Origin of the sequence: Haloferula chungangensis (assembly GCF_042664875.1) — a bacterium.
GTDB lineage: Bacteria > Verrucomicrobiota > Verrucomicrobiia > Verrucomicrobiales > Akkermansiaceae > Haloferula > Haloferula chungangensis.
The window spans coordinates 104,199-129,793 of the sequence record NZ_JBHTBS010000006.1; the positions used below are offsets into that span (position 1 = coordinate 104,199).

The window sequence follows — 25,595 nt, forward strand, 5'->3', positions numbered from 1 at the left end:
CCGGGAGAAGCGGAATCACTCGAAGATCTCAGCGAAAAACTGCTTCATGTCCGCCCACGAACGTTGATCTGCTTTCTCATTGTATGCGGCTCCTTTCGAGTTGTCGTCGCCAGCCATCTTCTGGGTGAAGGCATGGACGGCATTGCCGTAAGCGATGAACTGCCAGTCGGCCTTGGCCTCGCGCATTTCCTCAGCAAAGGCGGCGACTTCCTTGTCGGGAACGTGGGGGTCATCGGCGCCGTGGCAGACGAGAATGCGGGCTTTGAGGGTGTCCTTGTCGGCGGCCATGCCCTCAGCGGCACCGAGTCCACCGTGGAAGGAGACGATGCCGGCGATGTCGGCTCCGGAGCGGGCGAGTTCGAGCACACCGGTGCCTCCGAAGCAGTAGCCGATTGCGGCGATCTTGGAGGGATCGGTCTTCGAATCGTTTTTCAACACTTCGAGCCCGGCGGCCAGACGTGCGCGGAAGAGTTCGCGGTCGCCTTTGTATTTCCCCGCCTCGGCACCCGATGCGGGCGGTTGCGGACGGATGCCCTTGCCGTAGATATCCAGAGCAAAGACGTTGTAGCCAAGTTCGGCGAGCTGCTTGCTACGGGACTTCTCGTAGTCGGTGAGCCCGGTCCATTGGTGGACGATCAATACGCCGGGACGAGCGCCGGTGATGGAGTCGTCATAAGCGTGGTAACCTTCGAGGGTGGTGTCACCTTGCTGGTACTCGACGCCTTTCTCAACGATCCCTGCAAGACTGGTGAGGGGGAGAAGGGCCAATAGAAGGAGTTTGGAGATCATGCTCTAAGAAGGCAGCTGCTGAGCCTCTGTCAAGTCGGCCTCGCTCCCACTGTCGCCGATTCTTCGAATGCACTCCGTTTTGAGGTTGTCATCTGGGTGCCCACAGTCCAGTTGATTTGTATGACAACTTACGGGAAGTTTTCGAAATGGGTCGCCTTCATCCTCATCGGCCTCCTGCCAGCGCTGGGCTTGGCCAGGGAAGACCATGACTTCAATTTCGATTGGGAATTCCATCTTGGAGCGGATCTTCTGCCCTTGGAGGATGCCGAGTCGGGGGATTGGGAAAAGGTTCGCTTGCCGCATGATTGGTCGATTGCTCAGGGCTTCACGAAAGAGAGCACCGGAGCAAGTACGGGCTTTCTGCCTGCGGGGGTCGCCTGGTACCGGAAGAGCTTCACGGCGCCGGAGGATTGGAAGGGGGATCACCTCAGCCTTGTTTTTGAAGGAGTCTACTGCCGCTCGAAAGTCTATCTCAATGGCAAGCTCGTGGGTGGTCGTCCGAGTGGCTACGTCTCGTTCGTCGTTGATTTGACGCCGGAGCTGCGTTTCGGAAAAGAGGCGAACACGCTGCTGGTGAAAGTCGATCACTCGAACTATCTCGACTCACGCTGGTACACAGGCTCGGGGATCTATCGAAATGTCCGGATGGTGAGGACGGCTCCGACTCGGATTCCGGAGTGGGGTGTCTGGGTGCAGACGCCGGAGGTCAGTGCTGAGAAGGCGGAGCTGATCGTGCGGACGGAAATCGAGACGCCGAACAAGGAAGCTCGGAAGATGGAAGTGCAGGTCGAGATTCTCGACAAGCATGATGCGGTCGTGGCAAGTGGAACGAATCATGTGGAACTCGAGGGATCGAGGGATGTGTCGGTTCCGGTGAGTCTGACGCAGCCGAAGCTCTGGGACTTGGAGTCGCCCAATCTCTACACGGCGAAGGTCCGCTTGGTGCAGGATGGGGAAACGCTCGATGATTACTCGCTTCGTTTTGGACTGAGAAACTCGCGCTTTGACGCGAAGCTGGGCTACTTGCTCAATGGACGTCGGGTGAAGATCAAGGGAGTGAACCTTCACCATGATGCGGGTCTGGTGGGCGCGGCGGTGCCGAAGGATGTTTGGCGAGATCGGCTGGAGCGATTGAAGAGCGTCGGGTGCAATGCGATCCGCATGTCGCACAATCCACATTCGATCGAGCTGTTAGAGCTTTGCGATGAAATGGGCTTCCTCGTGATGGATGAGTTCTTCGACGAGTGGAAGGTGCCGAAGGACAAGTCGCTGGTCTGGCTCAGCGCCAACAAGGCACCGGAAGAAGTGACGCATGGTTATTCCGAACTCTTCGAAGAATGGGCCGAGCGGGATTTGAAAGCGACGATCCGCCGCGACCGCAATCATCCCTCGGTGATCATGTGGAGCATCGGCAACGAGATCGAGTGGACCTATCCCTATTACCCGCAATCGGCGAGTTATAATCCGGGCGACCCGAATGAGGACTATCACAAGACGCCGCCGGACTTTGATCCGGTGAAGATCCGCGAGCGCATGGCGAAGCTTCACCAAGGTCCGGACGAGTTGTTAGAGACGGCGAAGAAATTGGTGGACTGGACGCATGAAGAGGATCCGACACGGCCGGCGACTTCCGGCTTGGTGCATCCATCGGTGGGCTATGCGACGGGCTATGCGAAGGCGCTCGATGTGGTGGGATTCAATTACCGTGCCTGGGAATACGATGGAGCCCACGAGAGGTATCCGGAGTGGCCGATCATTGGCTCGGAAAATTGGGGAACCTGGGCGGAGTGGGACAACGCGAACAAGCGCGACTTTGTCGCCGGGATTTTCATTTGGACAGGATTTGCCTACCTCGGAGAAGCCGGTCCGTGGCCACGCAAGGGCTTGGAGATCTCGCTCTTCGACTATGCGGGTTTCAAGACGCCGCGCGGGCACTTGTTTGAATCGATGTGGGTCGATAAGCCGAAGTCATGGCTGGGGACGACGCCGGCGGACGAGTCCGAGCATCGGGTCGATGAGGAGGGAAATTGGAGCTTCGTTCAGCGGGACTACGAGATTCCGGCGATGAAGTGGCTGCGCCGATGGGAATGGGATCGGATTTATCCTTCGTGGAACTACAAGCAGGATGAGCCGATCATTGCTCAGGCTTACTCGAACTGTGAGGTAGTCGAGCTCTTCCTGAATGGCGAGTCACTCGGTCAGCGGAAGATGGCTGAAATGGACGACCGCATCGCCAGGTGGCGGGTCCCCTTTGCTTCGGGTGAGCTGAAACTGATCGGTTCGAATGGGGGCAAGGTCGTGACTGAGGATGTGTTGCGCACGAGTGGTGAGCCGCAGGCAATCCAACTCAAGGTGGATCGCGAAAGCATGAGTGCAAATCACTACGATGTGCTTCGAGTGGAGCTTCAGTTGCTCGACGAAAAGGGTGTGCCGGTGGTCAATGATGACCGCGAAGTACGCTTCGAGGTGAAAGGCCCCGCCCGGCTGTTAGGTGTCGACAATGGCTGGGAGAAAAGCGTGCAGCCTTATCAATCTGATAAGCTCACAACCTGGCAGGGTCGCGCCTTGTTGCTGCTTCAGTCGACAGATCAAGCGGGGGAAATCACGGTTACCGCGAAGAGTGGTGAGATCGTGTCCGAAGCGGTCTCGGTCACGGTGAAACCGTGACCGAGAGAAGGGGGCTTCAGTTCGCGGGCCCGAGGGTGAACTCGAGCTCGTGATTTCCTGAAGGAACGAGGTACTGTGGCAGGATCGTCGAGAGGGTCCCGGCGATGCCCTTTTGGATCTTATCGATGTTCAGGGTGAAGTGGCCTTGGGGCTTCAGATTGAAAGGGTGGCCGGCGGCTTCGATGTTCTCGGGGGCGTAGGGCCAGAGGGAAAAACCAAAGGCCGGGCTGCCGGTGATTTGGAGGCCGGACGCTCCGTCATCGCTACTCAGCTTCAGCCAGCGGGTGTCGCTGCGATTGCCGTTCTCCTGCGGGTAGGCGTAGTTGGTGAATAGCTCGGCGGTTTTGGATGCATACTCGCCGATCATCGCGCTGCGTTTGCGGTCCGGGTAATTTTCCCAAGGACCACGACCGTAGTAGCTGGTGTGTGTGTAGCCTGCGGGAACACCGGTGCTCATGCCGAAGCGGATGAGGTCGGGCAGGGAGGCGTTGGCATCGAGGACGAGCTTCACGCTGATGCGGCCATCGCCGGTGATGGTGTAGCTGGTGTTGATTTTCACCTTCGGTCCGGATTGGCGGGAGCAGTTGATCGTGACCGCGCCGTCTTCGACTTCGCCGACTTTGATCGACGGGCTTTTCAGCTCGGAGAGGATCTTCCTCCAGGCGGTGCGGGATTTCTTGAAGGGGCCGGAATTGGCGGCTTGGAGGTCGTTGTCGGTGCCGGGACGATCGAAGTTCAGGGTCAGCGGGGTGACGAGTTGCTCGATGTTGCCGAGTTTGTAGGAGATGAGCTCACCGCTGGCCTTTGAAATACGGGTGGAGAATCCCTTGCCGCTGACGGTGATGGCATCGTCGGCGTCGTTGATGGTGAGTTCTTTGTTAGAGGCCGGAGCCTCTGTGGTGGATTCCTTTGCCTTGAGCTGGATCTGTTCGTGGGCGAGTTGATGGCCCTTTTTGCACCACAGGCGGTCGACCTTTTCGTGCACGCTGAGGTTGATCCAGTATTCGGAGGTCGGCTTGTATTGGGGGCGCTCGAAGGGGATTTCCGCGACGGTGGATTGGCGGGCGGGGATGTCGGTGGTGGGGAGGACGCCGGATTGGAGCTCCTTGCCGTCCTCGCTGAGGGTCCAGCGGATTTCGTAGTTGCTGAGATTGGTGGTCTCGAAGCGATTGGTGATCTTCACGCGGCCTTCCTCTTCGGCTTCGAAGACGAGCGGTTGGAAGACGTATTTGCATTCCCAAGCGTGGGGGTTGGGGGTTCTGTTAGAGGCGAAGACGCCGTTGAAGCAGAAGTTGCCGTCGTTCGGTTTGTCGCCAAAGTCGCCCCCGTAGGCGAAGAAGGTTTTGCCGTTGGGGCCCTTCTTTTCGAGGCCCTGATCGATCATGTCCCAGAGGTAGCCGCCCATCAGGTTCGGGCGGGAACGGATTTCATCCCAGTAATCGCCGAGGCCGCCGATCGAGTTGCCCATGGCGTGGAGATACTCGCACATGATGATCGGGCGGTTGATGTGCTTGCTTTCCGACATGCCCACCAGCTGGCTGAGATTCGGATACATGCGGCTGAGCACGTGGACGTAGTCGGGATCGTCGGGGTTGGCATAGACCGGCCAGCTGGTGACCTTGTAGCCGACGTCATCTTCTTCGACGTAAGCGGGGTCGGCCGGGTCACCTTGGGCGCCTTCGTAGTGGACCCAGCGGGTCGGATCGAAATCGCGGATCCAGTGAGCGGCGGCGGCGAAGGCAGGACCGGTGCCCGACTCGTTGCCGAGCGACCAGCCGATCACGCTCGGGTGGTTCTTGTCGCGCTCGACCATGCGGTAGACGCGGCTGAGGATCGGGGCGGTCCAGGAAGGTTGATTGGGGATGTATCCACCGAGGTGGTGGGTTTCGATGTTGGCTTCATCGAGGACATAGAGGCCGTACTGATCGCAGAGGTCGAGAAAGTGCGGGTCGTTCGGGTAGTGCGCGGTGCGCACGGCGTTGAAGTTGAACTGCTTCATCAGACGGACGTCGGCTTCCATGTCTTCGCGGAGCAGTGCTTTGCCACGGGTCGGGTGGTGGTCGTGTCGATTGACGCCCATGATTTTCACGGGGATGCCGTTGACTAACAGCTCGCGCCTTTCGTTGAACTCGATTTTGCGGAAACCGACGTTTTGGCTGCGGGCTTCGATGAGCTTGCCGTCGGCGTCCTCGAGGGAGAGGACAAGCTTGTAGAGGTAGGGATCTTCGGCGGACCACTTTCGCGGGCTTTCGATCTCGGCGCGCATCAGGGCGAAGACGGGCATGTCGCGGGCGGCGTAGCGCTCGTTGTAGACCTTTTCGACGGGCACCGACGTATTGCTGTTAGGGACCAGATTGCCCTCGGCATCGAAGAGCTGACCGGTGATTTTCCAGTCCTTGAACTGATCGGGAGCGGTCTGCACCCACAGCTCGGGACGGATTTCAAGGCGGGCGTTTTTGAGGTTTTTGTCGAACCGGGTGCGGATGTTGAAGTCGTCGATGGCGACCTTCGGTTGGGCGAGCAACAGGACCTCGCGCTGGATGCCGCTAAGGCGCCACATGTCCTGGTCTTCGAGGTAGGAGCCATCGCTCCAGCGGAAGACCTGGACGGCGACGCGATTTCTTCCGTCCTGCACGAACTCGGTGATGTCGAACTCGGCGGCGAGGCAGCTGTCCTGACTATAGCCGACTTTTTCGCCATTCACCCAGACGTAGAAGGCGGAGGAAACGCCGCCGAAGTGGAGGATGATCGATTGGTCATGCCAATCGGCCGGCACCTTGAAGTCGCGGAAGTAGCTGCCGACAGGGTTGTCGCGATAGATTTTCGGTGGGCGGGGTGGCTGCGGACCTTTCCAATCCCAGTCCGGTTCGCGAGTCAGGATTTCGGGGGTGAAAGGATAGGTGATGTTGGTGTAGATCGGCTGACCGTAGCCTTGGAGTTCCCAGTTGGAGGGGACTTCGATGTCTTTCCAGTCGCTGCCGACGAAGTCTTTCGAAAAGAAGTCGAGCGGGCGGTCCTGGGTCTTTTCGACGAAGTGGAATTTCCAGCTGCCGTTGAGCGACTGCATGCGGGAACGGTCGCGATCACCGCTGAGAGCATCTTGCTTGCTGGTGAAGGAGTAGGAGGTAACGCGCGCCTCCATTTTCCCCTGCTCGTAGACTTTCTCGTTTTCCCAATCTAAAGGGGCGGCGAAAAGGGGCATCAAGCTGGCGCAAAAGAGGTTTAGGATTAGGGGCTTGGATCTCATCGGCAGGAAATTCTAAACCAAGATAAATGTCGGATGTATACAAAAAAGACACAAAACGGGGCAGCGGTCTTCCGGAGCGCCGTCGAGTGGCCGAGCCGACTTCCCAAGTCTTCGCCGATACGCGATCGGCCTAAGTTACCCGAAGAGGGTTTCCTTAAGGATTGAAGGACGGCGGAAGACGTTCGTGCTGGGGGGAATGGAGCATCAGCTCGCTGGCCGCTTCAAGGTGGCGATGAAATAGAGAGTCCCATAGGGGGACTTCGCGATGGTTTCGGTGGAGACGAGTTCCCAGCCGTGTTCGCCCCAGCGGTTCAGGGTCTCGGCGATGCCGAGGTGGTCAAAGTGGACTTCGTTTTCGACCGGTAAGCGGAGGACTTGATATTCCCAAGGGGTCATGACGAGGGTTTGCGACTGTTATTTCCCGACCGTTGACGGCGGCGACGAATGCAGCTCGCTATTTGTTAGGAAAAATTCAGGCGGAGCCGGTCGGGCTGGCGATCAAATCCGGCTCCGCCGATTGAGAGCGTCTCAGAGCTGTTCGAGCTTCTCGAGCAGGAGGTTCTTGGTAGCGAGAATGCCCTCTTCCTCGCTGAGATCGGAGCCTTCATACTCGATGCCGACATAGCCGGTGAACCCGGAGTCTTTGGCGATTTGCAACATCTTGGCGTAATCGGTGTGCTGCTCTTCTCCTTCGGCCGTGAAGCTGTGCGATTTGGCGGAAACTCCCTTGGCGTAAGGCATGAGATCCTTGAGTCCCTGGTAGCGATCGTAAGCGAGGCCGAACTCGTCTTCCTTGAGGCCCTCCACTCCGGAAAAAAGGTTCTTCGCTTGCTCGAACTGCGCGGCGTTGTCGCGCTTCTTCGCAACGTAGAAGTTTCCGAAGTCGGGAAGGCTACCGCAATTATCCATGCCGACGGATTTGAGCACGCCCGCGAGCCAGGCGCCGTGGGAAGAAAGTCCGCCATGGTTCTCGACGATGACGTTCAGTTCCATGGGCTTGGCATGTTCGCAAAGGCGGCGCAGGCCATCGGCGCAGAGCTTGGCTTGTTCCTCAGGGGCGAGACTCGCGTTTGATGCTGAGTTCACCCGAATGCTGTGGCATCCCAGTTTCTTGGCGGCATCAAGCCAGGCGTAGTGGCCTTCGACGGCGGCACGGCGCTTTGCTTCGTCCGGGTCGCCGATTTGGCCGACACCGTCGCACATGATGAGCAAGCTAATCATGCCGTTGTCATCGCAGCGCTTTTTCATTTGGTCGATGTAGTCGCCGCCACGTGGCTGGAGTCCCAGCTTATCGGTCCTCTCCGCAAAAAACTGATTGACCCATTCCAGCGCATTAATTTGGAAAAAATCGCCCGTGTAATGAGGCCAGTCGAGGTTGTCGAGATCACCGCTCTGAAGTGCTCGATGGAGCGACCATTGCGCTAGGGAAAGCTTGAATGGCGATGTTTCAGCCAGCCGAGGACCCGGTTTCTCCGTTTTGGAACAGGAAGGAATAAAGGCTCCGGATGCAAGGGCGGCGGAGGAGGCGAGAAAACGGCGACGGTTGAGTTTCATGGATAAGCTGTATCATGATTGTAGACCAACTCAATCTTCTTGATGAAGGGTGTCGCAATCCGCCCGAAGATCGAGATCCTCGGGGGGCCACGGAAAAAAAGCCCCCAAATTCGCAGCTCCCAAGTGGAAGGCCTGACGATTTCAGGGGCGATCGGCGACAAGCTGTTTCGGCTTGCGGATAGAGATTAACATCGTCGGCAACGCACCGTGCGTCCGACGACTCATGGAGTCTGCTCGGCGTGTTTTCCTTCGGCGAATTCCTCGATCGCCTTGGCGCAGAATGCCGGGATGTCGTCCGGGTTGCGGCTGGTGACGAGTCCTTCGTCGCAATGGACTTTCTGATCGACCCAGTTGCCTCCCGCATTGGTGATATCGGTTTTGAGGCTCGGCCAAGAGGTCACCGTGCGGCCTTTGAGCACGCCTGCTTCGACGAGCACCCATGGGCCGTGGCAGATCGCTGCGACCGGTTTGTGCTGTCTGAAGAACTCGCGCACAAAGTGAACGGCTCCTTCGTCGACCCGCAGAGCGTCGGGATTATGCACGCCTCCGGGAATGAGGAGGCCGTCGTAGTCGGAAGCGGTCACGCTATCGAGCGTCCGATCAACTTCGAATTGATCCCCTTTGTCGGCGTGATTGAAGCCCTGAATCTTTCCGGGCTTGAGGGACACGATGTGCGTGGTGGCTCCGGCCTCTTCGATCGCGGCACGGGGTTTCGTGAGTTCGACCTGCTCAAATCCGTCGGTCGCGAGAATGGCAATGGTCTTATTGGTGAGATCATGTTGTTTCATGGCGTCTTCAACTGGAGCGGCGATCGTGCCATGAGGTTTTTCAATGAGTTACGCAGAATTTGCTGTGCCGATAGTCGAGATCTGCAAGGTCGACGTTGCAGAATTTGACCCGTGTTTGAGGCTGAAATCCGACAGCTCTCCACATCGCCATAGGAATTTCCGGAGCATCGGTTACGCTCGGGCATGGGCCTGCTGCCGAGTCGCTTCCTCAAAATTTTTCGACCAAGGCACCAGGTTTACATTTTCGGTTCTTCGATCCTGTGGGGTCAGGGATTGAAGCCATCGCAGAAGATCCATTCGCTGCTCGCGCGGTCGATTGAGAAACACTCCTGGGTGAAGGTGCGCAGCCACATGCTTGCTCATTCCGGTGCGACGGTGTGCGGGGACGGTGGCGATGACCATCTCCATGGAGAAATCCCTCGGGATGCGCCATCGATCGATGCTCAGGTAAAGTCCGTGAAGGGTTCGCGCTCATCGCGCGTGACGGTTCTGATCGAGGGCGGGATCAACGAGGTCGGGGCCGTGACCATCGTGAATCCGAGAACGACGTCCGACTTCATTCGTCAGGCGGTTGAGAAGTCCTGCTATCACGACATGCGGCGAGTCCTTGCTGAAGTGGCCCGCCGTTTCCCCAAAGCCGAAATTTTCCTGCTCGGCTACTATCCCATCCTTTCGCGGCGTGCGGAAGGGGAGCAAATCAAAGACTTTCTGGAGGCGGAGGGCGTGGACCGGGATGACGTGAAGAACAGCGACGACTTTGTCGAAAACGCCGTCGCGAACTGCCGGTTGTTTGTCGCGGAGTCGGACCGTCATTTGAAACAGGCAGCGCGGGAAATCAGCGCGGAGTTCGGGCGAAACTGCCAGTTCGTTGCTTCGGGTTTTGGCGATGCGGAAAGCCTTTTCGGTCGGAACTCGCTGCTCTTTCCGCCGTGGGCGGGCGACCCGATGATGTCGCTACGGGCGCGCAAGTGCACCCTGGCCATCACCCGCGGAAAAACCGGCGTCCACTGCTATCTCGCGGCCGCCGCCCATCCGGACGAACGCGGCGCCGAACGCTATGCCGAGCAAGTTATTGCAGCGCGGGGGAGACGGTAGGTCATGAGGGCATCTGAAGGTGATGAACCTTTCCGGCCTGCGTAGATATCCGAGGAAAATAGGGCTGGTGAAATTGAGAAAACAGCGCAGGTTGCGGCGATCCGTCGTTCTGGCGGGTGATCTCCGAGTGAGGCCTTTCGTCTCCTTTGCTCTCCGTTGCCCATGTTTCAGCGTTTCTTCAAAGCCAGCCTCATCGGCCTTCTGGTCCTGCATTCCGCCAGCTGTCTTTCGATGCGTGATCTAACGACCCTCGGAGCATCGAGCGAAGCGCTTGTAAGGAAAGTTCCGGTGAGTGCCAGAACAGCGCCTCCGGAACCAACCCCGTCCACCGCATCCCACTTCATCTGTTGGAACGTCCACAAGGCAAGCCATCAGAGTTTCAACGAGGATGTGGGCGAACTTTTGAAAGCCGTGCCGGAGAAAAACGGGCTGATCGTCTGCATGCAGGAGGTGCGATCGACGACCTTTGACCTGATCAAAGGTCTTCATCGGGAAGCGGTCAGCGGCCACTACGCCCCGAGCTGGCGGCTGCCCTTTGCGAAAAAATCCACGGGAGTCATGACCTTCGGCTGTCAGTCGGGGGCGGCCTCCGAGGCCCGATTGATCCGGGCACCGAAGCGGGAACTCTTTGTCGCTTCACCGAAAGTTTCATTGAGCAGCGACGTGCCACTTCCCGACGGCCGCACCTTGCGGGTGGTGAACTGTCACGGTCTGAACTTTGTTCCCTTCTCGGTGTTGCCGAACCAGCTCGATCGCATCCTGGAATCCCTCAAGGATTCGGATTCACCGGCGATCGTCTGTGGCGACTTCAATGTGTGGAGCGAGCGGCGGCTGGAATTGCTCAATCAACGGGCGAGTGAGGCGGGACTCAGCGAAGTGGTGCCGCGAGGTCCCGAGCATTCGCCGGCACCTCGATGGCTGCGCTGGATGCACCGCATCAATGGCTTCGACCCCGACATCCGGCTCGACCGGATTTACACGCGCGGTATCGAGGTCTTCGATTGCTACACGCACCGCGACACCGTGAGCTCCGATCACCTGCCGCTGGTCCTGAGCTACAAGGTGCTGCCCGCTCCCTGAGCGACGAGTTCAAAACTCCGGAGCCTCTCTGACCCATTCGACGAGGGATTTCCACATCGTGTGGAAATGGTAACCGCCGCCGGTCATTTCCTCGATGGCGTCGTCCTTTGACCAGCCCTGGCGGTTGATCCGGTAGAGCGCGGTGAAGGCGCCAGTGCGGTCGGCGCCATGATAACAATGCAGCAGCACCGGTTGGTTCTTCGGGTCATCGACGATTCGGAAAAACTCCCGCGCTTCCTCGTAAGTCGGGGCGCTGGATCGCACCGGGATATTGAAGTAGTTGGGGATGGAGCCGACGGGTTTGGTGGCGGACTTTCCAGGGCGTAGGTTAACGACCGTCTTGATGCCCAGTTCGTTCGCGGCGGTGTATCCGTGCTCGTCAGGAAGGGCGCAGCGATAGAGGGCGGGTGAGACCTGATGGAGGTTGGAGAGCCTCGCGTTCTCCACGGGTTGCGCCCAGATCTTCGGACGAGGCTCTATGCTCGGCGTGTAGATGCAGCCTGCAAACATCAGGCACGATGCGGCGATGGTGGACATCGCGGTCGCTGCGAATCTCGATCGACTGCAAATCATAATGCTATGCTTCGACCGGCAAGCTTGCTTGTCCAGTGATCTTCCTATTCTCGGCCATGGCAGGAACAAGGTGTCGCGACTTTTGGCGCGATTAAGCGACTGAAGTCGCTTCTCCTTGGGGCCAGAGGGTGAAGTGACCCTCGGGGAGTTTTGCTTTTGTTGGATTGTTTTGGATGTAGCGGGTGACGCGGAAGAGATGCTTGGGGTCGCGGATGAGGCGGTCGAAGTAGTCTTTCTGCCAGAGGGTTCCGGTGCGATCGGCCAATTGATTGATGGCTCGGGCGGAGGAGCCTTTCCATTTTCTCATGACCTCTGGGAGAGTCATGTCGATTAGAGAGGCGAGGAGGTGGACGTGGTTTGGCATGATGACGAAGGACATCATCTGATAGGCTTTGCCATGGTCTGAGAGAAAGATCTCAGCGAGGGGCTCGCGAAGTTCACTGCGCCGGAGGAGGCATTCGCCGTGGCCGAGGTCCATCCACTCGTCGAGTTTATGAGAGAAGCGTTTGTGGAACTCCATTTCGAGTTCGTCGGTCCATGGTCGTGGGTTGGCGAGGAGCCAGGTTTCGCGTTTGATGGAAAGCTTTTGAATCGCTTCGGCGGGGATGGAGTCGGCGAGGCGGAAGGTGATGAAGTAGGTGGCGTGATCCTGCTCCCAGTGAGTGAGGTTGTTTTGGTAAACGGTTGTTCTCGCGAGGGGATCGTAGAACTTCATGGAGAAGCGACTTTAGTCGCTTTCAGGAGAAATGAAAGAAGCGACTGAAGTCGCTGCTCCTTGTTCACTTCGTGAAGTCTGGATCGCTGAGGGTCTTTAGAAAGGCGATGAGGGCGGCTTTGTCGGCTTCGCTGAGGCCCAGGCCTTGAGGGTGCTTGGCGAGGTTGGGGTCGAGGGTTTCGCTGAGCTCGAAATCGCTGTTGTAGTGATCGATCACTTCCTCGAGGGTGGCGAAGCGGCCGTCGTGCATGTACGGGGCGGTGAGGGCGATGTTGCGCAGCGAGGGGGTGCTGAACTTCTTCATGTCGCTCTCTTTTCCCGTGACGGCGAAGAGACCGGGGTCATCGCCGGAGAGGCCGTTGTTGTGGAAGGAGTGGTCGGTGAAGAGGGCGCCGCCGTGGCAATGAAAGCAGTCGCCCCCGAGCTTGCCGAGGCGTGGTTCAGACTCGGTGAAAAAGAGCTCGAAGCCGCGCTTCTCCTGATCTGTTAGGGTGGCCTTGCCCTTGAGGGATTGATCGAGTTTGGAGTCGAGGCTGAGGCGCGTGAGGAGGAAGTTCTCGATCGCAAGGCCAATGTTTTCCGGAGTGATGTTTCCGGATCCGAAGGCGGCGGTGAAGAGTGGGGGATAGGCGGAGTCGGCTTTGATTTTGGCGACGACCTTCTCCAACGACTCGTCCATTTCGAGATGGTCTTCAATCGGGACGAGGGCCTGTTCCCGTAGAGAGGGCGCGCGGCCGTCCCAGAAAAAGGCGCTTTTCCACGCCAGGTTGAAGAGCGGCATGGAGTGGCGAGTGCCGAGCTGACCATCGGTGCCGGGGCTGAGGGTGCGGGGGTCGGAAAAGGTCTCACCCTGGTGACAGGAGGCGCAGGAAATGGTGTTGTTGCGCGAGAGTTTCGGCTCGTGGAAGAGCTTCTCGCCGAGGGCGACGCGAGTTGTTAGAATGGGGTTGTCGCTGGGAAGGGCGGGGAGGGGGATGTGTTTGGGAAGGGTGATCGGGTAGCCTTTGGGGTTCGCCGGGAGGTCGATGGGTTTGGCCGGATTCGGTGGCGTGGGGATGCCGCCTTTTTGAATGGTGACGATGCGAAACGCGGACCGGAGATTCTCTTTTAGACGGGCGGCGACGGGGTCACCCTCGGCGGAGTGGGTGGTGGCGCCGTCTTTCTCGAAGGAGAGACCTGTCAGGAGTTTCTTGGGATCGAGGGCGATCGTGACGTAATGCTCGTCACGGAGGTTGATGTCGAGCGGCAGGGTGATGGTGCTGCGGTTGGGATCGCGGGCGAAGTGGTAGGCGAAGCCGCCGGGAAGTTTCTGTTCGGGGGCACGCCAGTGACCTTCGAGGGCGAGGAAGATGTAGCCTCCCTGCCAGTCCCAGTGGAGCTTGTTAAAATTCGGGTTGAGAGGGTGGTTGGCGGTGTAGGCGGCGGGTTCGGAGTGGTTGATCTCCTCGTTGGGACCAAGATGGAAGCTGATGGCGCTGATCTTTTCCGCCGGGAGATCGGGCAGGGTGAAGGTGCCGCCGCGGGTGGGAATGAAGGCGGTGGTGTTGGGGAGGTTGATTTTTCTGCCGTCGGCGGTTGTTAGAGAGAAGTCGGTGGCCAGCCAGTCGAGGCGGGTGACGGAGAAGGTTTCGCTACGAGAGTTCTCGTAGCGAAGGGAGTCGGCGAGCAGCGGGCGGCCGTCGACTTCGTGGGAGAAGTCGAGATGCAATGAAGTGCCGGGTGAGACGTGAGAAGTGATTAGAAAAAGAATCCACCAACGCGTTGCGAATCGTGATGAGCGTCGGAGGAACATGACTTTCGGACGGATTGCTGAGGCCTGCGACTGGTGGACATGGTAGGCGCATGCCACCGGGTCCGCAGTGCGAGTGGACTTTTGCCATCTTGGCAGATGCGACGGCTTTGATGCAGCATGGATGGGTGACGTAAAAAATCAAGCGACCTCCGGGATGCGAAGGTCGCTTGAGTCGGGATCGCAGCGATCCAGTCCCTGTTAAGGAAATTTGTGGAACTGGCGTGGGATTGATCAGTCTCGGTAATGACTTCCCCCCGGTTTCGCCGCCAGGCCCGAATCGGCGCGTCGATTAGAAAGTCATCCCCACCCAGGCGCCGAGCACAAGGGCGTCGTCGATCGCTCCGGTGCCGCCAGGATTCTGGATGTACTGGATCGAGGGCTGGACGAAAAAGGCCGGGGCGACCTGAAAACGGTGGCCGAGTTCGTAGACGATCTCCTGAGTGACGTCCTCGCCGATGGAGTCGCCGTATTGATTACTAAGCTGACCGTAGGTGACGAAGAAGAAGGTGTGGTCATCGTCGCGGCCGGGGATCATGCCCTGATAGTTGGCGCCCGCACTGATCTGAACCGGAGTCTTGGCAACTTCATCCTGGCCGGAGTAAGTGACCATGCCGAAGACCTTGAAGTCGTCGCAGGTTTCGACTTCCCCGTGCGCGTAGACACGGAACAGGAAATCGGTGGTGTTGACGCCATCGAAGTTGTCGAAGTCGCGGAACGAATTGATCGCACCGACAAAGAAGCGGGATTCACGGCCGTTGATTTCCGGAGTCCAATCGTACTGGGCGATCACGGAGATGCCGTCTTCGCTGCGGAAGCTCCAGTCGAGACCATGTTCGCTGAAATCCCACTGGTCGGGGCCGGTCTGGTAGGCGCCGAGCTGGAACTGGTGCTCGTCGGTGGGCTGGTATTTCACACGCCCACCCCAGACGGCGTAGGGAAAGGAGGTGATCGAATTTTCCAGAAGTGTGGCGCGGATCGGTCCGTTGATGGCGGTGCTCAGCGAGTAGCCGTAGAGCGGGGATTTGGCGAAATCCGAGTCGGCGGAAACGCGGCCGAGTTTCACCGACCACTCATCATTGAACTGCTTCTCAAGGAAGAGCTGATAGAGATAGGTCGTCTGACCGCCGTAGATTGTCTGGGGATCGTAGATGCCGCCGACCGAGTTGCTGATGGTATTGCCGTGGCGGTTGACGCCGGAGATCTTCATGGTGGTGCCGTGCCATCCGAAGAGTTTCTCGAGGTCGAGGTCGAAGCCGCCGTAGACCTGGCCCACGAAGCCGAGGTCATCCTTGATGCCGCCGGCGACATTGGCGCTGGTGATGGTGTCGTAGTAGAGGAAGGGCGTGACTCCTGCGTTGATAAGCTGGGAGCGTCGGCCGCCCCAGTCACCTGTTAGGTAGTCTCCCGAATTGAACTCTCCGTCTTCCATGGCGACAGCGGTGAGCTGGGCCGAGGATTCTGGGGCTTGTTCCGATGGGTCCGGTTCGACGCCGGATGCGGAGATGATTCCGAAGGAGGTGATGGCGGTGGTGAGCGTGATCTTTTTCATGGGTTTGGATGTTGGATGGATTCCTGGTTTGAGGCGCAGTGGGTGCGTGACGCCTGGCTTGGCAGGCGTTGGGAAGTGGGTCTTTTGGGGACGGGGAGAAGCTTATTCCCGACCGAAGAGCTGAGCTTGCATCAGGCGGGCGATGTCCGGGTTTTCGTAGAGCGCATCGATCATGCGGACATATTCGTCGGTGAAGTCCTTGCGATTGGCGAGGTCGCCGAAGACGGCTTTCAGTTTGAGAAACGAGAGCTTGTTTCGCGGGGTTCCGGCGGCGGCTTTGTGAAGTTCGGCCTTCATGTCATCCACGATCTCGAGCTTCTTGCCGTCCTTGTCCGTCCCCTTGTCGGAGTAGTAGCACCATGCGGCGATGACGAGCGTGGCAAAGTCGGTGCTGCCTCCCCGGTCGAGATTCTCGGTGATGGTGGGGATGAGGAACTTCGGCAGTTTGGACGAGCTCTCAAGGCAGATGCGGGCGAGGTCGTCCTTGATGTTGGGATTGGCGAAACGCTCTAACAGCGAGTCCTTGTAGTCCTCGATGTCGACGCCTTCCACCGGCGCGAGCACCGGGGTGGCTTCGGCATCCATGAAACGCCGCAGGTAGGTGGCGAAAAGCGGGTCCGCCACGCAGCCGTCGATCGTCTTGTGGCCGTGGATCGATCCGAGCAGGCCAAGCACCGAGTGCCCGGCATTGAGCAGGCGGATTTTCATCGTTTCGTAAGGTGTCACGTCCGGCACGAACTGGGCACCGACTTCCTCCCACGAGGGTCGGCCATCGCAGAACTTGTCTTCGATCACCCATTGGCAGAAGGGCTCGCAGGTGACGGGCCATTCGTCTTTCACGCCGAAGTCTTCCTCGAGCAGTTGGATGTCTGCCGCGGTGGTGACCGGAGTGATGCGATCGACCATGGCGTTGGGAAAGGCGACTTCTTCGGCGATCCATTCGGCCAGGGATGGGTCCTGCGCTTCGGCAAAAGCGAGCAGCATCTTGCGGGTCATGTCGCCATTGTGCTGGATGTTGTCGCAGGACTGGATGGTGAAGGGCGCCAGACCAGCGGCTCGACGTTTTCGCAGGGCCTCGGTAAGGTAGCCGAAGACCATACTCGGCTTATCAGGATGGGCGATGTCGTGCTTCACCTCGGGGTTCTTGAAGTCGAACTTGCCGGTGGCGGGATTGAAGTTGTAGCCGCCTTCGGTGATGGTGAGGGAAACGATCCGGGTGATCGGCGATGCCATGCGGTCGGTGACGGCGACGGGGTCATCGCAGCCGAGCATGAAATCGATGAGCGAGCCGATGACGCGGTTCTCGATGCGTCCGTCGGGGTGCTTGACGATCAGGGTGTAGAGGTAGTCCTGGCGCTTGAGCACTTCGGCGATCTTGCGGTCGGCCGGGCGCAGCCCGACACCGCAGATACCCCAATCGGTGATTCCGGTTTTTTCTAACAACTCATCGGTGTAGTAGGCTTCGTGGGAGCGGTGGAAGCCGCCGACCCCGATGTGGATGATGCCTGCCTCGAGTTTGCTCCGGTCGTAGCCCGGCCGGGCGATGGATGAGGGCAGATGGGCGAGGTTGGTCTGGTTCAATCGAATGGGTTCCTTCATGGGTTTATTGGGGTTGGAGGGTGGTTTGGAGGGCTTTTTTCCGACGCAGCGCCCAGTAGGCAGCGACGAAGTAGATGAGCGTGCAGATGAAGCCGTAGAGGTAGAAGGTCGCCCGGTTCTTGTCGTAGGCCTCGATATCCGGACTGCCGAACATGGTGACTGCCGCGAGGATCAGGGTGATGGCGAGGCTTGTGCGGGCGATCCAGTGCAGGGATCTGGAAAGGATCGAGCGATCGACGACTGCGGGAGGCGTGATGCTTGCCTGATGTTCCTGATAGTCTTCCACGAGCTGCTCCTGCTGCTCCATCGCCGCCTGCTCGGCCGGGTATTTTTGTGCTGCGCCGTAGCGTTTGGCGAGCAGGGTGTAGACGATGATGGTGACGACCCAGGTGGGAAGGAAGAGGTAGTAGAATGACATCACGTTGAGCGCATTCAGTCCGAAACCGAACACGAGACCGACCGCCCATGAAGCGACTGCGGGGGTGCTGTGGGCGAGCTTCCGGTAGCTGACCCAGTAGCGGGTCATTCCGATGCGGGGAAAGATGAAGTGCTCGGCGAAAACGATGGCACCGACCGGCACGACGAGCAGTCCGGCGTAGGTCAGCAGCGGCAGCATCTTGCCAAAGACGAAGGGGAAGCAGGCAATGATCATCGTCACGATGCCGACGGCCAGGGTCGTCTGCTTTCTCGAGCGCTTGTGGAAAATCGCCTGCGCGGCAAGACCGGCGCGGTAGAGGTTGGCGTTGGCAGTGGTCCAGCCGGCGACGATTACGATGACAAAGCCGGACAGCCCGAGGGCCTGGTAGGCGACGTCGCCCGGGTCGAGCTCGATGATGGATTTCTTCACCAGCACGGCGGTGCCGGCGCCCATGATGCCTGCGGCGATCCAGGCGAGGTAGTGGCCGAAGAGCATGCCGGAGCTGGTGCAGAGTCCGTAGATCGGCTTCTTGGCATAGCGCAGCAGCGCCATGTCGATGAGTCCGAAGTGGGTGATGGTGTTGGCTGCCCAGGCAAAGCCGATGACTTCTAACAACCCGATGCCCGGTTGTCCCAGAGCATTGACTCCGGTCCAGATCGATTGATCTCCGATGGCGACGAAGTCGGAAAAGCCCTGCACTACCGTGGTGCCGAGCACCGAGTCGGCGAGCGCCGGCATCATGACCAGCGCGCCTGCCGTGAACATTACGAAGAGCCACGGACCGCAGATGCCCGAGAATTCGGAAACCGCATTGAATCCATACATCGCGACGAAGACCACGATGGCTCCGACGGCGAGGACCACGAGCACGAACATCGCGTTGGTGGGATACCAGTCGAGCTGTGCGGGGATTTTGAAAAGGAAGCGGACCGCGGTGCTCGAGACCGTGATCATCGCGGCGGAGATGACCGTGAAGATGATGACGTTGGCCCAGTTGTAGAGCTTGGTCATCGAGTTGCCGGCGATCTTGTCGAGGTAGGTGTAGAGGCTCAGCCGGGTCTGGGTGGCGATCGGCGCGGTGATCAGCGTCCAGCTCAGGATGGCGAGGATGTTGCCGATCAGCAGCCCGATGATGATGTCCATCGTCTTGGCACCCATCGCGACGAAGGTGGCACCGATGACGAACTCGGTGGCGGCGACGTGCTCACCGGCATAGAGGCCCATGAAGTGGGTCCAGCCGTGAAGTTTGTGTTTGGCGATGGGCAGCTGCTCTTCACTGACGCCGTCGAGCTGGGCGAATTTACTGTTTGGGTCCATGGGGTTTTTTGGGGCTTGGGTTTGTTAGATGGTTTTCAAATGGGCGGGAAGTTCGGGGCAGGCGCCTTTTTGCGAGCAGACGTAGGCGGCGACCTGGTTGGCGCGGGTGTTGATCTCGGGCAGTGGCCGGCCTTTCAGCAGGCCGATGCAAAGGGTGGCGGTGAAGGAGTCGCCGGCACCGACGGAATCGATGGCGGTGGTTTCGACGCCTGGAGCGCGATGGGTTTCATCTTTGCTCAAGAGGATGCTGCCTTCGGCCCCGCAGGTGTAGACGACCAGGTCGAGTTCGAAGCGCTTGAGAAGGGCGGACAGCTTCTCGGTCTCGCTGCCTTCGAGCTCAAAGTAGTCGGCAAGGACGGGGAGCTCTTCATCGCTGAGTTTCAGAATGGTGGCGAGTTCGAGGGATTCCTCGACACGCGGCTTGGAGAAAAAGGGGGCACGCAGATTGACGTCGAGAATCCGCAGCGCCCCTTCGGGCATGTGTTTCAGGAATGCCTGGATGCTTGCCCGCGACTTGGGCGAGCGCTGGGCGAGCACTCCGAAACAGGCGGCATCGAGGGAGGCGGCGAGCTCCTCGAACTCAGGAGTGAACTCCAGATGGTCCCAGGCCATGTCCTCGAGGATCTGGTAGCTCGGCTTTCCGGCGGGATCGAGGGTGACCTGAACCTGACCCGTCGGGTGCGTGCTGCTTTCTTGGACGAACTCGGAACTGATGCCGAGCTTAGCAAGTTCGGCGCGGGCCTGATGGCCGAGCTCGTCATCGCCGACGCAGCTGACCGGGTAGGATTCGCCACCGAGTTGGTGGCAGTGACAGGCGAAGTTGGCCGGGGCGCCGCCGAGGCGTCCACTGTCCGAGAGCATGTCCCAGAGGACTTCTCCGAGGCCGACGATTCTGGGTTTGTTGGGGTTTTTGTTCACTGATCCTTAGTAGGTTAATGAGCCTTGAGTTTCGGTAGACTAATTGGAATGAGAGTCGAATGTAAAGTCTGCATGTTACAAATGGCTTGCCAGTATATTACAAATACCTGACAAATGCCTCGTGAAAGAGCCACAGCCCAAGTATTTGCGGGTGCATAAGGAAATCCGCAGGCAGATCCACAATCAGCAGTATCTGCCGGGAGATTTGTTGCCGACCGAGGCCGAGCTCTGCGCCCGTTATGAGGCGTCGCGGCCGACGATCGCGCGGGCCTTGAAGCTGCTGACCGATGAAAAGCTGGTTCATCGGAAGGCGGGATTCGGCACCCAGGTCCTGGCCCCGAGGAAGACCGGATTGCTGGCCGGACTGCTGATTCCGCAGCTTTCCGAGACTGAAATTTTTGAACCGATCTGCAGCAGCATCGCGGAAGCTGCCGGGATCGAAGGCATGAGGGTGATCCGCCCCAGCGAGCTCAATTTTGGCGACGACCTTCGCAAGCACACGGAGTCGCTCACCTCGCAGCTCATCAGTGCGCGAGTCCGCGGGGTGTTCTTTGCGCCTGCCGAGCACGTCGACGACCCGACGGAGTTCAATCTGGAGATCATCGAGCGTCTTTCCGGAGCGGGGATTCAGGTGGTGCTTCTCGACCGGGACATCCACCGCTGGCCGCGACAGACTCCCTTCGACCTGATCGGCATCGACAACATCGAGGCCGGCTATGTGGTGGCGACGCACTTGCTCGACGGCGGGTGCCGGCGGCTGGCGTTCGTCACCCGTGGAAATCCGGCGATGACCGTGCAGCTTCGCCGCATGGGTTGCCGGGAAGCACTCATTCAGCACGGGCGTCAGCCGGGCGAGCTGATGAGCGTGGAAGACGGCCAAGGAGATTTGGGAAAGGTGGCGAAGGAGCTGCTGGAGCAGGGCGTGGACGGCGTCATCTGTGCCAACGATGCCACCGCCTCCCTGCTCCTTCGCAACCTGCTTGATCGGGGGGCCAAGGTTCCGAAAGAGATCAAGGTCTGCGGCTTTGACGACGTGAAGTACGCCTCCCTCGTCAGCGTGCCGCTCACCAGCTATCAGCAGCCGTGCTTTGACATCGGACGCACGGCGGCGGGCGCGATGATTCACCGCATCAAGCACCCCGACGCACCGGTCCAGCGCATCGCGCTCCAGGGGCAACTCGTCGTGAGGGAATCATCGTCGAGCGAAGGAGAGGCCCAAGCGCCCCGCTGAGCTCGGCAGGCGGGGGGGCCAGGCATCTCTCGCTTCGGCATCTCGATTTCTTTCGGTCTTCTGCCAAATCCGGCCTCCGCCGGGGTCGAAAACTCGGTGTTTTTGGTGGCATTGCGCACTTTTCCGATCCTTTGCTGACGCGGATTCCGATTTTTCTCGTCGGGGTGGGGTATGCGTATAAAAACGTAGCGCGAGAGTCTCTCCCTCTCTTGGTGGCTTCCTGACGAGTCGGATTTTTTTGGAGGGCTCATTGTCGGCGCGCGTCGCCCTACCTGCCCCTGCCCCATGAAAACGTTCCCTCTTTCACTGACTTCATCCCTCGTCGCCCTGCTGATCTCCGGATCCCTGCTTGCCCAGGATCTCGCTCGCTACGATCTCGGGGCAGTACCGGACCAGACGATTTGGGGGGGATCGACTCGAGAGTTCCTCCTGCATTGGAACGACCGCCCGACGAGCACCATGACGTTCACGGTCTCACCCGAACCGAGTGGGTCACTGACGCTTGCCGAGGTCGGTGGAGGAGACTGGCGGATGGCCTACACGCCTGCAGCCGAGGACAAGCAGCCTTTTGTGGTGACGGTCAGCGCGAGCGATGGCGGGGAGTCGGCGCTGCAGAGCTGGGAGATGGCGCCGCAGCCTGTCCTGGGGCCCGAGGCCGACTATTTTCGCAGCGGTCCCCATACTCAGGCGCCGGTCAGTCATTACGACGTCGAGACGATCGATTCGGTCGATCCCGTCCCAAGCTCTCTGAATTTTGAAAGCCGTAATCTTTACTCGGTGCAGGTGATTGGTGAAGTGGTGGAGATTGAGGAAGATCATCCGCAGAACAATCTCTTTGAGGACTACTTTGATGGTTCGCGCCGTGATCTACGAGCGATGGAAATCATCGCCGATCGGGTGATTATTCGCAGTCCCCTTCGATTGAAGCAGACGGACGTGACCGTATTCGCGCGGGAGTTGGTATTCGAAGGCGAAGGATCGATCACCACCACGCCTCAGGAAAAAACGAGCATCCCTGCGGGAACCAGCGTCTTGGGAGATGATGGCCTCCCGGCCGGTGACATCGATCTGCGAGTGGCAAACATCGTGGCTGAGGGGAATTCGCCCCGCTTCGATCTCACAGGAGGGCAGGGAGAACCTGGTAGCTATGGTGATCACGGAGGGGACGGTCAGGACACGATTGACGGCTGGACCAGCGTAACGGTCGAGGACTGGCCGCTTAGCAAAACTCACAATGCGGGCACGGGCTACCGGATCATTTACTGGAAGTACACCGCAGCCGGGATCAAAGTGAAAGAGGGGGGCACCGCAAGTGGAAAGCCGACCAGTGGCGGCGATGCCAAACCCTCGGGTAAGCCGGGAGACGGAGGGCCCGGTGGCTCGATCCGGACGACCGTTTCCGTCGCCGGAATGGCGGATCAATCCGGAGGAATGACCCCTTCAGGAACCACGCCGAAGACCGCGCCTTATCATATCTATCAGGGGGGCAGCGCCGGGACACCGACAAAATGGAGGAAAGTGGGTTTCTATCTGACGGTGTTTAATGGGATCGAGTCCGAGACGACATCCAGTGGGACGACCTCAGCGGGCGACAATGCGGCCATTGTTCGAGGCGATACTCCGGGTGGCGGTTCTCCGGGATCGGTGGACTTGCTCGATGCTCCTTACGCTTGGATGCATCCGCTCGCCGTGCGCAAAGCGCTCCACCACATTCGCGACGATTACCTGGGCGAGCGGATCGCTTCGGCGCAGGAGCGGATTGCCTTCTACGTCACCGAGCTGTCGGACTTCCAAGAGCACCCGACCTGGGTCGACCTCGACCCGGAATCCCAGCTGGATCTCGCCGCGATGCGCGAGGAGATGATCGTCCTGGAACAGCAGATGGAGGCTGGACTCGACTACTTTGGAAACGCGGCTGCCTGGGTCCCGATGCTGAGCTTTGAGGTCAATCAGACCTTGTTTCGCAATGAATTGGACCGGGCGATGAATACCCTCTATCTCTCCTACTGGATCGGTAACAAGGCCGCCAGCGAAGCGGAACGCTTCGATGCCCTGAACGCCTTGCGCGACGCCGTCGTGGAGCAGTTCGAGCAGACCAAGACCGACTACGACATCGCTGTCGCACGGCTTCCCTTGCTCACTGAGCGCGCCAATCAGATCGGCGCTGAGGTCGGGTCTTTGCAGAATGAATTGGAAGCCGAGGAAATCGAGCTGCTGAACGATACCCGCGAGGAAGACTGGGTCACCGGACTCCGCATCGGGCTCAAAATTTCCGCGACCATGTGCCAGATGATCCCCGTCTATCAACCCGCCCTGGGCGCAGTCGGGGAGGGCCTCAGGACCGCGAGCAATTTCAATCCCGATCGGCCATGGGACTCGATCACCGACGCGAAAAATGTCGGCACCGCCTACACCAGTTCGCCATTCTACGAAGCGGTCGACGAGAAAAAGAATGAGTCGGACGCCATTGACAGCGAAGAAGCCAAAGGTGACCGCTCCAAGAGTCAGGACTACGCCAAAGGCTTGCTTCAGGCCGGTCAAGGTTTGGCGAGTGGGATCAAGGACTATCAGGAGTTCATTAAAGAGCGCGAGGCCCCGAGTGCGGAGATGCTCGCCGAGCTTGAGCGGCTCAAAAGCCGTTCGCCGGAATACAAGGAGCTGATGGAGCGGGTCGAGGCCTTGATGATCGAGAACCGCGAGCTTGCCGATGAGATCATTGACACCATGCAAAAGATCGGCGCGATGTCAGGACTGATGACGAACAGCCTCCTGGCGCTTGATGCGCTGGGTCGTGACATCTCCGAGGGGGTGGTTCTGGACGAACGTGCCAGTTCCTACCTCGATGACCTTGAGCGCAAGGCTCTCGATCGCTTGGTGAAATATCACTACTATCTCGCCAAAGCGTATGAATACCGCTTGCTCCTTCCCTACACCGAGCCCCTCGATCTTTCCGCGCTGTTCACCAGGTTTGGAGAGATTGCCCAAGTGGGGGACCACACGGTCACACCCGAGCAGTTCGAATCATTCAAGTCGGTCTACCAGGAGATGCTTTCCGATGTGGCTGAGACGATCTTCGATCACTACAACGCCAATCGGCCGGACCTCTCGGTGCCAATCCGCTTCAACCTGCTCGATGAGGAAATCGAGACCCTGAATGCGGGAGGAACGGTGACGCTGAACTTGCGCGAGGAAGGCTTTTTCCAACCGGACGAAGAGAACGTTCGGATCGTTGACCTCAGCCTGTTCTCGCTGGAAGCGGCGCCGCAGGGTGGCGGGTCCCTTGGTCGTACCGCCTTTGTCGATCTGCGGATCGAGCACTCTGGCGAGTCCTTGCTCAAGCAGCGCGGCAGCACCTATCTCTTCCGCCACTACAATCGAAGCACCGACAACCCCTTCGTATGGGGTGGGCGCTATGACGTGATCGATGATCAGATCGATCCAATTCATCCGAGTGAAGCCTCCGATTCCTTGCTCCGATCGTTGCTCGCGGGCGATGCGGTAAACGACATGTTGCTCTATTCGCGTCCCTCGGCCTGGGCTGACCTCCGGATCACGCGGTCCTACGTCAATAGCGGTGGCCCCCCGCTGGAAATTCAGTCCGCGAGACTGGAAATGATCTATGACTTCACTCCTCGCGCAGCTTCATCAAGACAGCGTGACCTCGAAGTGCTCGTTCGGACTCTGGTTGAGAACGTAGGCGGAGAGACAACCAGCGAAGAGTCCTCATTCCAGCCGTATTTCGAGCTTGATGCGATCGACTCCAGTGGACGTTCCGATGCCCGCGGGTCATTCCTGAGAACCTACGACTCGGCCTCGGGCGTGGTGACGATCACGGCACCGGCCCGCTATGGCTTGTGGGAATTTGCCGGATGGACCGATGCATTCGGCAACGAGTTGCCCGGCGGGCCCTACACCGATCCAACCTTCCACGCGGCCCTTCCTGACGACACGGTCCTGGTGGCTCAGTACCGTGAAAGCAGCGCGGTCGCGGTCATTCCGATGTGGTTGCGAGCCTCCCTTTTGCCAGGCGGAGAGAGTCTGCGGCTTGAGTGGCAGGGGGACGATGGAGTCAGGCTCCAGTTCAATCCAACGCTCGATCGCGGAAGCTGGGAGGACGTCGATGGTTCGCAATCAGTTCGGACGATGGAAGTGCCTCTGACCGGCGATTCGGGATTTTTCCGGCTCCAAGACTGAGCGAGGAACCCCGCAGACCACCTCGACGTCCGGACCGCAGTCGTGAGGTCAGAATGGAGCCGCGAGAGG

General features: G+C 59.2%; 17 protein-coding genes. 5 read left to right on the forward strand and 12 right to left on the reverse strand.

Going from position 1 to position 25,595, the window contains the following annotated elements; genetic code table 11:
- Positions 1 to 15 precede the first annotated feature (15 nt).
- Complete coding sequence (locus tag ACFQY0_RS12570; protein ID WP_379712879.1) at positions 16 to 789, reverse strand: dienelactone hydrolase family protein; 774 nt, start codon at positions 787 to 789, stop codon at positions 16 to 18.
- 120 nt (positions 790 to 909) lie between these two features.
- Between ACFQY0_RS12570 and ACFQY0_RS12575 the strand changes: the two genes are divergently transcribed.
- Positions 910 to 3,456 carry a glycoside hydrolase family 2 TIM barrel-domain containing protein gene (locus ACFQY0_RS12575; RefSeq protein ID WP_379712881.1) on the forward strand — a complete coding sequence of 849 codons (2,547 nt, stop codon included), beginning with the start codon at positions 910 to 912 and terminating at the stop codon, positions 3,454 to 3,456.
- Positions 3,457 to 3,472: 16 nt separating this feature from the next.
- Here ACFQY0_RS12575 and ACFQY0_RS12580 read toward each other — a convergent pair whose 3' ends face one another.
- The 4 genes from ACFQY0_RS12580 to ACFQY0_RS12595 form a co-directional block, all read right to left on the reverse strand.
- Positions 3,473 to 6,658 carry a glycoside hydrolase family 2 TIM barrel-domain containing protein gene (locus ACFQY0_RS12580; protein ID WP_379712883.1) on the reverse strand — a complete coding sequence of 1,062 codons (3,186 nt, stop codon included), beginning with the start codon at positions 6,656 to 6,658 and terminating at the stop codon, positions 3,473 to 3,475.
- A gap of 249 nt (positions 6,659 to 6,907) precedes the next feature.
- Positions 6,908 to 7,099: a DUF4177 domain-containing protein gene (locus ACFQY0_RS12585; RefSeq protein WP_379712885.1), complete on the reverse strand. Its 192-nt coding sequence runs from the start codon at positions 7,097 to 7,099 to the stop codon at positions 6,908 to 6,910.
- Between the two features lie 132 nt (positions 7,100 to 7,231).
- Positions 7,232 to 8,257, reverse strand: a complete 1,026-nt coding sequence (locus tag ACFQY0_RS12590; RefSeq protein WP_379712887.1) for a sugar phosphate isomerase/epimerase family protein — start codon at positions 8,255 to 8,257, stop codon at positions 7,232 to 7,234.
- 221 nt (positions 8,258 to 8,478) lie between these two features.
- Complete coding sequence (locus tag ACFQY0_RS12595) at positions 8,479 to 9,045, reverse strand: type 1 glutamine amidotransferase domain-containing protein (RefSeq protein WP_379712889.1); 567 nt, start codon at positions 9,043 to 9,045, stop codon at positions 8,479 to 8,481.
- Between the two features lie 273 nt (positions 9,046 to 9,318).
- Here ACFQY0_RS12595 and ACFQY0_RS12600 point away from each other — a divergent pair, with 273 nt between their 5' ends.
- Positions 9,319 to 10,140, forward strand: coding sequence for a hypothetical protein (locus ACFQY0_RS12600; protein WP_379712891.1), 822 nt, complete (start codon positions 9,319 to 9,321; stop codon positions 10,138 to 10,140).
- A gap of 162 nt (positions 10,141 to 10,302) precedes the next feature.
- Positions 10,303 to 11,220 carry an endonuclease/exonuclease/phosphatase family protein gene (locus ACFQY0_RS12605; protein ID WP_379712893.1) on the forward strand — a complete coding sequence of 306 codons (918 nt, stop codon included), beginning with the start codon at positions 10,303 to 10,305 and terminating at the stop codon, positions 11,218 to 11,220.
- A 9-nt stretch (positions 11,221 to 11,229) separates the two neighbouring features.
- On the opposite strand, the gene ACFQY0_RS12610 is transcribed toward ACFQY0_RS12605, so the two are convergent.
- From ACFQY0_RS12610 to ACFQY0_RS12640, 7 genes are all read right to left on the reverse strand, one after another.
- Positions 11,230 to 11,757: a fused DSP-PTPase phosphatase/NAD kinase-like protein gene (locus tag ACFQY0_RS12610; protein ID WP_379712895.1), complete on the reverse strand. Its 528-nt coding sequence runs from the start codon at positions 11,755 to 11,757 to the stop codon at positions 11,230 to 11,232.
- Positions 11,758 to 11,884: 127 nt separating this feature from the next.
- Positions 11,885 to 12,508, reverse strand: a complete 624-nt coding sequence (locus tag ACFQY0_RS12615; protein ID WP_379712897.1) for a transposase — start codon at positions 12,506 to 12,508, stop codon at positions 11,885 to 11,887.
- A 64-nt stretch (positions 12,509 to 12,572) separates the two neighbouring features.
- Positions 12,573 to 14,300, reverse strand: a complete 1,728-nt coding sequence (locus tag ACFQY0_RS12620) for an MbnP family protein (protein ID WP_379712899.1) — start codon at positions 14,298 to 14,300, stop codon at positions 12,573 to 12,575.
- Positions 14,301 to 14,589: 289 nt separating this feature from the next.
- Positions 14,590 to 15,849: a carbohydrate porin gene (locus ACFQY0_RS12625; RefSeq protein WP_379712901.1), complete on the reverse strand. Its 1,260-nt coding sequence runs from the start codon at positions 15,847 to 15,849 to the stop codon at positions 14,590 to 14,592.
- Between the two features lie 102 nt (positions 15,850 to 15,951).
- Positions 15,952 to 17,448 carry a mannitol dehydrogenase family protein gene (locus ACFQY0_RS12630; protein ID WP_379712903.1) on the reverse strand — a complete coding sequence of 499 codons (1,497 nt, stop codon included), beginning with the start codon at positions 17,446 to 17,448 and terminating at the stop codon, positions 15,952 to 15,954.
- Positions 17,449 to 17,452: 4 nt separating this feature from the next.
- Positions 17,453 to 19,183, reverse strand: a complete 1,731-nt coding sequence (locus ACFQY0_RS12635) for a purine-cytosine permease family protein (RefSeq protein ID WP_379712905.1) — start codon at positions 19,181 to 19,183, stop codon at positions 17,453 to 17,455.
- Between the two features lie 24 nt (positions 19,184 to 19,207).
- A complete protein-coding gene (locus ACFQY0_RS12640) occupies positions 19,208 to 20,101 on the reverse strand; it encodes a carbohydrate kinase family protein (RefSeq protein ID WP_379712907.1) in 894 nt (297 codons plus the stop codon).
- A gap of 121 nt (positions 20,102 to 20,222) precedes the next feature.
- On the opposite strand from ACFQY0_RS12640, the gene ACFQY0_RS12645 reads away from it, so the two are divergent.
- A complete protein-coding gene (locus tag ACFQY0_RS12645; protein WP_379712909.1) occupies positions 20,223 to 21,332 on the forward strand; it encodes a GntR family transcriptional regulator in 1,110 nt (369 codons plus the stop codon).
- Positions 21,333 to 21,617: 285 nt separating this feature from the next.
- A complete protein-coding gene (locus tag ACFQY0_RS12650; RefSeq protein ID WP_379712911.1) occupies positions 21,618 to 25,526 on the forward strand; it encodes a hypothetical protein in 3,909 nt (1,302 codons plus the stop codon).
- The last annotated feature ends 69 nt before the right edge of the window (positions 25,527 to 25,595 follow it).

Bases quoted from the DNA above. Each gene is read 5' to 3' on its own strand.
- ACFQY0_RS12585 (WP_379712885.1), bottom strand. From the start codon at position 7,099: ATGACCCCTTGGGAATATCAAGTCCTCCGCTTACCGGTCGAAAACGAA.
- ACFQY0_RS12605 (WP_379712893.1), top strand. From the start codon at position 10,303: ATGTTTCAGCGTTTCTTCAAAGCCAGCCTCATCGGCCTTCTGGTCCTG.
- ACFQY0_RS12625 (WP_379712901.1), bottom strand. From the start codon at position 15,849: ATGAAAAAGATCACGCTCACCACCGCCATCACCTCCTTCGGAATCATC.
- ACFQY0_RS12610 (WP_379712895.1), bottom strand. From the start codon at position 11,757: ATGTCCACCATCGCCGCATCGTGCCTGATGTTTGCAGGCTGCATCTAC.
- ACFQY0_RS12635 (WP_379712905.1), bottom strand. From the start codon at position 19,183: ATGGACCCAAACAGTAAATTCGCCCAGCTCGACGGCGTCAGTGAAGAG.
- ACFQY0_RS12650 (WP_379712911.1), top strand. From the start codon at position 21,618: ATGAAAACGTTCCCTCTTTCACTGACTTCATCCCTCGTCGCCCTGCTG.
- ACFQY0_RS12595 (WP_379712889.1), bottom strand. From the start codon at position 9,045: ATGAAACAACATGATCTCACCAATAAGACCATTGCCATTCTCGCGACC.
- ACFQY0_RS12615 (WP_379712897.1), bottom strand. From the start codon at position 12,508: ATGAAGTTCTACGATCCCCTCGCGAGAACAACCGTTTACCAAAACAAC.
- ACFQY0_RS12620 (WP_379712899.1), bottom strand. From the start codon at position 14,300: ATGTTCCTCCGACGCTCATCACGATTCGCAACGCGTTGGTGGATTCTT.
- ACFQY0_RS12575 (WP_379712881.1), top strand. From the start codon at position 910: ATGACAACTTACGGGAAGTTTTCGAAATGGGTCGCCTTCATCCTCATC.
- ACFQY0_RS12630 (WP_379712903.1), bottom strand. From the start codon at position 17,448: ATGAAGGAACCCATTCGATTGAACCAGACCAACCTCGCCCATCTGCCC.
- ACFQY0_RS12580 (WP_379712883.1), bottom strand. From the start codon at position 6,658: ATGCCCCTTTTCGCCGCCCCTTTAGATTGGGAAAACGAGAAAGTCTAC.
- ACFQY0_RS12570 (WP_379712879.1), bottom strand. From the start codon at position 789: ATGATCTCCAAACTCCTTCTATTGGCCCTTCTCCCCCTCACCAGTCTT.
- ACFQY0_RS12590 (WP_379712887.1), bottom strand. From the start codon at position 8,257: ATGAAACTCAACCGTCGCCGTTTTCTCGCCTCCTCCGCCGCCCTTGCA.